6 protein-coding genes, 1 tRNA gene and 2 pseudogenes are annotated in these 9,036 nt (G+C 42.8%); 4 read left to right on the top strand and 5 right to left on the bottom strand.

All coding sequences use genetic code 11. The features are described from left to right. From AACS98_RS20785 to AACS98_RS20800, 4 genes and pseudogenes are all read left to right on the top strand, one after another. Nucleotides 1-433, top strand: a pseudogene (locus AACS98_RS20785) (photosystem II q(b) protein); the annotation flags it as partial. A 133-nt stretch (nucleotides 434-566) separates the two neighbouring features. Further along, nucleotides 567-1,163 (top strand): annotated as a pseudogene (recR, locus tag AACS98_RS20790) (recombination mediator RecR); the annotation flags it as partial. 297 nt (nucleotides 1,164-1,460) lie between these two features. Continuing rightward, nucleotides 1,461-1,850 carry a hypothetical protein gene (locus tag AACS98_RS20795; RefSeq protein WP_066383520.1) on the top strand — a complete coding sequence of 130 codons (390 nt, stop codon included), beginning with the start codon at nucleotides 1,461-1,463 and terminating at the stop codon, nucleotides 1,848-1,850. Nucleotides 1,851-2,196: 346 nt separating this feature from the next. Further along, complete coding sequence (locus AACS98_RS20800; protein WP_066383522.1) at nucleotides 2,197-4,536, top strand: WD40 repeat domain-containing protein; 2,340 nt, start codon at nucleotides 2,197-2,199, stop codon at nucleotides 4,534-4,536. Nucleotides 4,537-4,785: 249 nt separating this feature from the next. Here AACS98_RS20800 and AACS98_RS20805 read toward each other — a convergent pair whose 3' ends face one another. From AACS98_RS20805 to AACS98_RS20825, 5 genes are all read right to left on the bottom strand, one after another. After that, entirely contained in the window at nucleotides 4,786-5,352 is a 567-nt protein-coding gene (locus AACS98_RS20805; RefSeq protein WP_066383524.1) for a Uma2 family endonuclease, read from the bottom strand. Between the two features lie 360 nt (nucleotides 5,353-5,712). Then, the gene (gene fba, locus AACS98_RS20810) at nucleotides 5,713-6,792 is read right to left on the bottom strand and encodes a class II fructose-bisphosphate aldolase (RefSeq protein ID WP_066383528.1); all 1,080 of its coding nucleotides are present in this window, start codon (nucleotides 6,790-6,792) and stop codon (nucleotides 5,713-5,715) included. Nucleotides 6,793-7,025: 233 nt separating this feature from the next. Then, nucleotides 7,026-7,712 (bottom strand): Uma2 family endonuclease, encoded by a 687-nt coding sequence (locus tag AACS98_RS20815; RefSeq protein WP_066383532.1) that lies wholly within the window; start codon nucleotides 7,710-7,712, stop codon nucleotides 7,026-7,028. 138 nt (nucleotides 7,713-7,850) lie between these two features. Further along, nucleotides 7,851-7,922: transfer RNA gene (locus tag AACS98_RS20820), tRNA-Lys, on the bottom strand. Nucleotides 7,923-7,983: 61 nt separating this feature from the next. Then, nucleotides 7,984-8,853, bottom strand: coding sequence for an aldose epimerase family protein (locus AACS98_RS20825; RefSeq protein WP_066383535.1), 870 nt, complete (start codon nucleotides 8,851-8,853; stop codon nucleotides 7,984-7,986). Nucleotides 8,854-9,036 lie beyond the last annotated feature (183 nt).

Here is a 9,036-nt window from a genome sequence, read left to right on the forward strand (position 1 = left end):
TTTGGTAACTTCTTCCTTGGTGCGTGAAACCACCGAAACCGAATCCCAAAACTACGGTTACAAATTCGGTCAAGAAGAAGAAACCTACAACATCGTTGCTGCACACGGTTACTTTGGTCGCTTGATTTTCCAATATGCGTCCTTCAACAACAGCCGTTCCTTGCACTTCTTCCTAGCTGCTTGGCCTGTAGTTGGTATCTGGTTCACCGCATTGGGTATCAGCACAATGGCGTTCAACTTGAACGGTTTCAACTTCAACCAGTCCATCATCGACTCTCAAGGTCGTGTCATCAATACCTGGGCTGACATCATCAACCGCGCTAACTTGGGTATGGAAGTAATGCACGAGCGTAACGCTCACAACTTCCCCTTAGACTTAGCTGCTGGTGAAGTTGCTCCCGTTGCGTTGACTGCTCCTGCTATCAACGGCTAATACTTAGCTTTTCGCTAAATAAGAAACGCCTCCCAAGTGGGGGGCGTTTTTTATTGCGCTTTCCTTGTCAGTCATCAGTGGTGAGTTGTTTATGGCATCATAGTTAAGGTAAAAGCATTCTGGAGATACGACCACGGTTTACGCACGCCCTCTAGCACGATTAATTGAACAGTTGCAACGCCTTCCAGGTGTGGGGCCAAAATCTGCCCAAAGACTGGCTTTGCATATTTTGAAACGCCCAGAATCGGAAGTTGAAGCTTTGGCGCAAGCTTTGATTGAGGCGAAAAAACAGGTAGGCTTGTGTTCTGTGTGTTTTCATTTGTCAGCTGAACCTGTTTGTGAAATCTGTCGAAATCCTAACCGTGACAATCAGACTATCTGTGTTGTCGCTGATTCCCGTGACGTGATTGCGATTGAGAAAACTCGTGAATATAAAGGGAAGTATCATGTTTTAGGTGGGGTGATTTCTCCTATAGATGGTATTGGGCCAGAACAGTTGACTATCCACGCTTTGGTAAGGCGGGTGAGTCAGCAAAAACCCCAGGAGGTTATTATGGCGATTAGTCCGAGTGTGGAAGGGGAGACTACGACGCTTTATTTAGGTCAGTTACTTAAACCATTTACTAAGGTGACGCGGATTGCTTTTGGTTTGCCTGTGGGTGGTGATTTAGAATATGCTGATGAGGTGACTTTGGCTAGGGCTTTGGAAGGTCGGCGCGAGTTAGATTAGAGGATTTGATTTTTAAACGCGGAGGGGAGGCAGCGCGTTCGGTCGCCAGACTTGTAGCGACTGCCGTCGCGCGGAGGAAACGCGGAGGAACGCGGAGTTTTTATTGGGAGTGGTTGAAGAAATATAGTTGAACGCAGATGTACGCGGATGTACGCGGATGTGTTTGTATTTTATCCGGTTGTAATGGGTGATAATTGCTTTGTTTCTCCGTACAGCTATTTATAGTGCGAAACTTTTAGACATCTGAGTTAGTCTCTGGCTAGTGTTAGCTTGCTAGGTAGTGTTGAGGAGGAACGGATGAATAAAGCAATTATCGTCAAATTAATGATCACGTCACTAGGATTTTTAGGTTTGTTTGCTCCTAGTCAGGTTGCGGCGCAAGTTATCCCCCAACCTTGGGTTTCTGTGGGGGGTAAGGATGGTGAGACAACTTATGCTGTGGGTGCAAGAGCTTTAAATTTGGGTGTAGAGTTAGGTGTGGGGCCAGATGGTGCTACAGGGGTAGATGTGTTGAAATTTCTGCGTTTACCTGTGGTTTCTCCTTATGTGGGTGTGGGATACTATTCTGAAGATAAGGGTGTGGCGGTTTCTGGTGGTGTACAGGTGGGTGCGAGCGATCGCTTCTTCGTCGGTGCTGGTTATAATTCTGTCCGGGGAGTCAATGGACAGTTAGGCATTCGCTTCTAATTTATCATCACAATTCTGTGTTTTTGTGGTAAATAATTACTTTTTCAACACAAAGACACAAAGAATTTCACTAAAAATTAGCTTTTCATCAATTAAAGAGAAGGATAAACGGTAAATGCTCTATCTTTCTCTTTTTTTGCATTTATGACTGCAATTTTTTGGTAAATGAAATATTTTTGCAAAAAGACTCCGGCAAGTAGTAGGATAGGCCATAACTAGAGATAACTTAAGATGGATGACAAAACTATTGACAGTGGAATGGATAGTATCAGTTATGTCTATCGGCTAACTAATACTGAAGTGAAGAAAAAACTATTAAAGTTATTGATTTAACAGGAATACCCTTATGGAGCAAGGATTAAGACTACTCATTCAATTAGTGATAGAGTTTGCACCAGTGGTTGTCAACCTCATCCAAAACCGAACAGAAGAAAGTCTAGATACAACTAAATACCCAATCCCCCAAGCAATTCAAGCAGTTGTGGAAATTGCCAATATTGTCACACCTAAAAAAACTCTAGATACAGGATTTGAGCAAGAAAAACTTCTGCAACAGCAATTAGCAGTTTATCAGCGTGAAACACAATTACAATTAGCAAAACAAGAGAGAGATACAACTCTCAAATTACCAGAAGTTAATAAAATCCTAGATAGCTGGCCTTTAAGACTCTATCCTTCACAAATTTTAGAATCTCATGTTGGTGATGGTCGCACACCATTAAAAGTTTTCCTGGCACCTCCACAAGTGAAATTTGATGAATTTGACCACAATCAGGATGAAACTTTTGGTATTGAGTTAATGTTAGCAGAAGGATTACGGGAGTTTATCAACAATTACTACTCCCTCCATAATCCTATGCGTCCCATAGAATTTTTAGCTGGTGCTTGGGATAGTAAGCGGTTTCATAGTGAATCTAGCATTAAGGCTCTGTTTGGAATGTTGAAAACTGAGCCTATTTTAATTTTAGAGTCAGAAATTGACGGAGATTATTTAAATTTTCGTATTGCTTATTGGGGTTTAGGTCAAACAAATTATTATTATAAAACTATTTCTCGCATACCCTACAGAGAAATGATTCAGCAAGCTGCTAAAAATCGAGCTTTGGAGTGGAGAAAAATCCGCGATGATTTATTAGCTTTAGGTGAAGATATTACAGAAATTAACACGTTTGGTCAAGATAATGTAGTGAATTTAGCTATTTTAGAAAAAGCGGAAAAATGGCAAGCGCAGGGAATTGATATCAGTAAATTAGGTTTGAAATATCAAGTTAATCAACAAGATTTACAACAACTTTGTCAAGTATTAATTACTTGTCATAGTCTAGTAGCCGCATGGGTAGCAGATATCCATCATCTGGTGCATCATGATGTCACCCCTTTACTTCCAGAGTTACTACCCAGCTTACTAAAAGACGCTTTTGATTTTCAATCAGTCCAGGCGATTGCTACAGGTTATCAGCAAGTTTACCAAGCTTTAGAAAAAGAGCGACTTTACTGGATTCCTGAATTAGCTTTACAATTGGCACAGAGTTTAGCTCATTTACCTAATCCCTCTTGGTCACAAGAACAGGTAAACTACTCGATAAATACCTGGTTGGATTTGCATCAAGTCTCACGCCAAGAATTCGCTACTCCTCTAGAGGCGATGCAATCAGCTATTAGAATTGAAGATGAGGAATATATACTCAAGTTAAAGGAATACTTTCTCACAGTCAACGATAGACAAAGTGTTCTGGAAGTTGAGAAATTATTACTAGCGATCGCACATCTCAAATACAAACGCACCCTAGCAACTCCCGATTTGGGTTACACTATCACAGGACATTCCGGTAAAGTTACATCCGTTGCTATTAGTCCTGAAGGTGAAGTGTTAGTCAGTGGTTCAACAGACCAAAATCTCAATGTCTGGAATATTAAGAATGGTAACTTAATTCAGACTATAGCCGGGAATGTCGGCGAAATTTCATCTGTAGCTATTAGTCCCGATGGCAAGTTTCTAGCGGTGGGGAGTTGTGAACATCCCAGAAGTAATGTTAAAGTCTGGCATTTAAAAACAGGTAAACTACTGCATACACTCCTAGGACATCAAAAACCTGTAAATGTCGTAGTTATCAGTCCAGATGGACAGATTTTAGCCAGTGGTAGCAATAAAATCAAAATCTGGAATTTACATAAAGGCGATCGCATTTGTACCCTGTGGCATTCCTCAGCTGTTCATGCGATCGCCATCAGTCCCGATGGTACAATTCTCGCCAGTGGGAGTTCCGACACCAAAATTAGATTATGGAATCCCCAGACAGGTGATCCTTTACGTACATTTGTCAGTCATGCAGGAGATGTGAAAGCGATCGCCATCAGTCCAGATGGACAGTTACTTTTTAGCGGTAGTGCTGACACCACCATCAAAATTTGGCATTTAATCACAGGTAAACTGCTTTATACATTAACAGGACACACCGACGAAATTACATCCTTAGCCGTTAGTCCTGATGGAAAAACCCTGTTTAGTAGCAGTGCAGATACAGCCATTAAAATTTGGCGAATTTCCACCTGTGAAGCCATACAAACCCTGACAGGACATTCAGAAAAAGTCAACACCATTGCCCTCAGTCCTGATGGTAAGATTCTCGTCAGTGGTAGTTCTGATAAAACTATCAAAATTTGGCAGATAGATAAAATACAATGAGAGAAATTTTTCAGGGGTTAATATTAATTTGGGAAGTAATAGATGCTGAAGAAATGCAGAAACATTTAGAGTATTTATCAGAGAATATTTGAAAATTATTGTTATTAAAATCAAATTCTTTCAAACCTAACCCCCCAGCCCCCCTTCCCTACAAGGGAATGGGGGTTTTAAAGCCTCTCTCCTTGTAGGGGAGAGGTTTGGAGAGGGGTTTTCAGTATCTTTCATGACTTTCCAAACAACCTCTAAGATTCACTCTAACAACCAAGCAAACAATTCCTTAACTGTCAGTTGCATTTCACTGGCAAATGATGGTACAGGAAGTAGCGAGTCTGGCTGATCAAACACTTCGGTTTCTTGCTTGGGACGATAAACAAACACTGTTTTATCTTCTGGGTCAATTAACCAACCCATTTGAGTCTCATACTTTAAACAATACAGAATATTTTTTGTGACTTTTGTTTGACTTTGCTCAGGAGACAAAATTTCAATTGTCCAATCTGGAGACATGGGAAATGTGTTAGCAACTTCCCCATTTTGATCACGGGGAATTCTGCTCCAGACAAAAACTGCAATGTCCGGTAAAATGGAGCGATCGCCAAATGTACAACGTAACTCAGGAAATGCACGCGCAATACGCCGAGGTTTGACTACAAGATTGATGGCTGGTACAAGTTCTCCTTGAATTAAACTATGTTTCCCCTGTGGCATGGGTTTTTGAATAATTTGACCATCAATGTATTCACTAGCAGGTTTTGTTTCCGGTAAGCGCAGAAACTCCTCCAATGTTAGTGTTGTGGATGATGGTACTTGTACCATTTGCGAGTTACTAAAGTTTATTAAGTCATTCGCAGAATTTTTAGACACACTAACTGATAAATCTCCTCAATGACTTCCTCTATTTTAGATTCTTAGAGGCAAGCATTAGACTTCTTGCAAAATTCATTATTTCCGCCTTTTCCTTTGCGTCTACTCTGCGAGTTCCGCCTTTGCGTCTTTGCGCCTTCCCTGCGGTTCCGCTTTAGCGGTATGCGCGAAACAAAAAAATATTTATACAACAAGTCTACTGTCAATCAACCTACAAAAAACCGGGAAACTTTGATGTCTCCCGGTAGATTTGTATGAATATCAAAAATTTTGCAGGAGCAAAACATTGCCCCTATTGATCTTTGACTAAAATTAAACCTTAGCAGCAGCCTTGGTGACAGCGTTTAGTTCACCCTTAGCATACTTAGCAGCAAAATCTTCGAGAGTAACTTGCTTAATCTTGCTAGCGTTACCAGCAGTACCGAATTGTACATAGCGTTCAGCACAAACCTTCTGCATATATTTAATAGAAGGCTTGAGGAAGTGACGGGGGTCAAATTCCTTGGGAGCTTTTGCTAAAGCTTCGCGCACAGCCGCAGTGATAGCCAAACGGTTGTCGGTGTCGATGTTAACTTTACGTACACCGCTCTTAATACCTTTTTGGATTTCTTCTACAGGTACACCGTAGGTTTCAGGAATTGCGCCGCCGTACTCGTTAATCAAAGCGATTAAATCTTCAGGAACGGAAGAAGAACCGTGCATTACCAAGTGGGTGTTAGGTAGACGACGGTGAATTTCTTCAATGCGGCTGATAGCCAAAATTTCGCCGGTGGGTTTGCGGGTAAACTTGTAAGCACCGTGGCTAGTACCGATAGCTACAGCCAAAGCATCTACTTGGGTTGCTTCTACGAAGCTAACAGCTTCATCGGGGTCGGTTAACAGTTGGGAGTGGTCGAGTGCGCCCTCGAAACCGTGACCATCTTCAGCTTCACCTTTACCAGTTTCCAGAGAACCCAAGCAACCGAGTTCACCTTCCACACTTACGCCCAAAGCATGAGCTACATTCACAACTTCGCGGGTAACGCTAACGTTGTACTCGAAGCTGGCAGGAGTTTTAGCATCAGCTTCCAAAGAACCATCCATCATTACGCTAGTGAAGTTGTTCTTGATAGCTGAGTAGCAGGTAGAAGGAGCATTACCATGATCTTGGTGCATGACAATGGGAATGTGAGGATAAGTCTCTACCGCAGCCAAAATCAGGTGGCGCAGGAAGTTTTCACCTGCATAGTTACGTGCGCCACGGGAAGCTTGCAAAATGACGGGGCTATCTGTCTCTTCAGCCGCCTTCATAATTGCCTGAATTTGCTCCAGGTTGTTAACGTTAAAAGCTGGGATGCCGTAACCGTTCTCAGCCGCGTGATCCAACAACAGCCGCATTGGTACCAACGCCATAGATAGTCCTCCTAATAGTGATTTTCAGCTAGTCGGTATGAGACAAGCGTATTCTTTACGCTAATCTTAAGAGTTTTTTCAACTTATAGGAAATTATAACTACTGTGGGGTGCTTATGTTGAAAAAGTTTACGGTGTTACTCATCAAGATGCCCTATACTTGACCCAGACTGCTGTCAGGTATGCTACGTCTGTGTCAGATGTTTTGGTATTCTGGGATGCCAGATAGTCCACTCAATGTGTTGATTTGTTGACAAAAGCCTGATGTTCAGCAGACTGCAAGCCTGTTTGGACAACAGTCAATACAGTCTGCATATTCCCGGCTAATAACTCTGCGACTGCTAACCACAACCCAGGAAAAACCCGACTTCGCATAATTCCATCATCATCAGCTACTAATTCCAAATACTCACCCTGTTCTAAATAAAACCAACTCAGTTTTTGCTCCTGCACTTGCCAGACTATGTATTCTTTAACTCCATTGCGGCGATAAGCTTGTTTTTTGGCGTGCAGGTCAATAGCAACACTACTAGCCGCAATTTCCACAACTAACTCTGGCGCACCTTCAATATAATCATCTTCACTGAGCCGTGTTTGACCACCTGCTTCTGGTGTGATCAGAAGCACTGCATCTGGTTGCGGTTCGTTATCTAAGTCTAGGCGTACAGTCGGTTCAACGCCCAAAGCTACACCAGGTGTAGCAGCTTCGTAAGTACCAAGCCATGTAAGCATCCAACCATGCGGTTGACCGTGACTTCTAAAACGCACAGCAGCAGGCATGATATAGACAATTCCTTCGATCAATTCGGCTTTTCTCACATCGGGCGTAGCTTTATAGCGACGCTCAAATTCATAACGGGTGAGTTTGTCGCCATTTTCTAGACGAGGAATTGTTAAATACTGTGGTGGTGTTTTTACCATGATGGTGGTGTCTGGGTTAAGCCTAAGCCTATCCTACCGAATTGGGGCGGTTTATCTTGTGCTGGAAGTTATGCGATCGCACCCGCAGCAGCACCACCAAACGCCCATCAATTCGCAAACTTGATTTATCCTTTTATATGGGTCGCCCGGGATTCGAACCCGGAACTAATCGGTTAAAAGCCGAGTACTCTACCGTTGAGTTAGCGACCCGTGTTGCGTTTTGCAACTTTCTCATTATAGCAATATCATCTAGGGATTTGTCAAGGGCATTTTAGAAAAAATCTGCCGTAAATCTCACAGATGCCGTGTAATTAGCTCCCGGTGCTAGCACAGTCAGCTTTTCGCCAGTGTTGAGCGCGTTACGGGGTGCGCTCCAAGGTTCGAGACAATAGAATTCTTTCCCTTTCAATGTCCAAAAGACCAACATGGAAAAGATATCATCTGAGTCTAGAATCAGTTTCAGCTTACGGCTATGGTCTGTCACACTAGCTACTTGACTACTAATCTGCCCAAAAGCAAAATCAATTTCATCACGGTTAAAGTCAAAATTGCCATTAAATGGATGAACTTCTTTGCTTTTCTGGTCTTGATACTCCTGGGAAGGAATGGCAAACTCTAGCTGAGTTTTATCCCCAGTCAGGAAGTAAGGATGAAAGCCTGTAGAAAAGGGTAACTCTGTAGATGACAGGTTGTGATACTGCTGCCGAATTATGAGAGTGTTTCCTTGCAGTTCATAAGTGAACAGTAGTTGAAAGTCAAAAGGATAAACTGCCTTTGTTTGCTCGTTGCTGTTGAGAACTAGGGTGAGTGCAGCTTTGTCTTTAGTTGTCTGCTCAACTACCTGCCAAGGTAAATCACGGGCAAAGCCATGTTGCTTGAGGGTGTACTGCTTGCCGTTGAGCGTGTAAGAATTATCAGGTAAGTTACCACAGATGGGAAATAAAATTGGAATCCCACCTCTGACGCTCAGTTCTGGATTCGCAAAGCGTTCAGCGTCGAGATAGAGAATTTCTTTACCGTTGACTTGCCAACGGGTAATAATTCCACCACGTTCTGGCACTACTTCTAAATGAGAGCCTGCGGTTTCATCAGACAGAATATAGGTTTTGTACTGTTGCTGTTGAATGGCAATGCTAAACACAAGATTAGTCCTCATCTGGTGTGGAGAATGGGAGCAGGGGAGCAGAGGGAGCGTAGGGAGATAAGAGAGATAAGGGAGATAAGGGAGATGAGGGAGATGAGGGAGATGAGGGAGATGAGGGAGAAATTCTTTCTCAGTCCCCAGTCCCCAGTCCCCAGTCCCCAGTCCCCAGTCCCCAGTCCC

This window comes from Anabaena sp. CA = ATCC 33047 (assembly GCF_963870205.1).
GTDB lineage: Bacteria > Cyanobacteriota > Cyanobacteriia > Cyanobacteriales > Nostocaceae > Trichormus.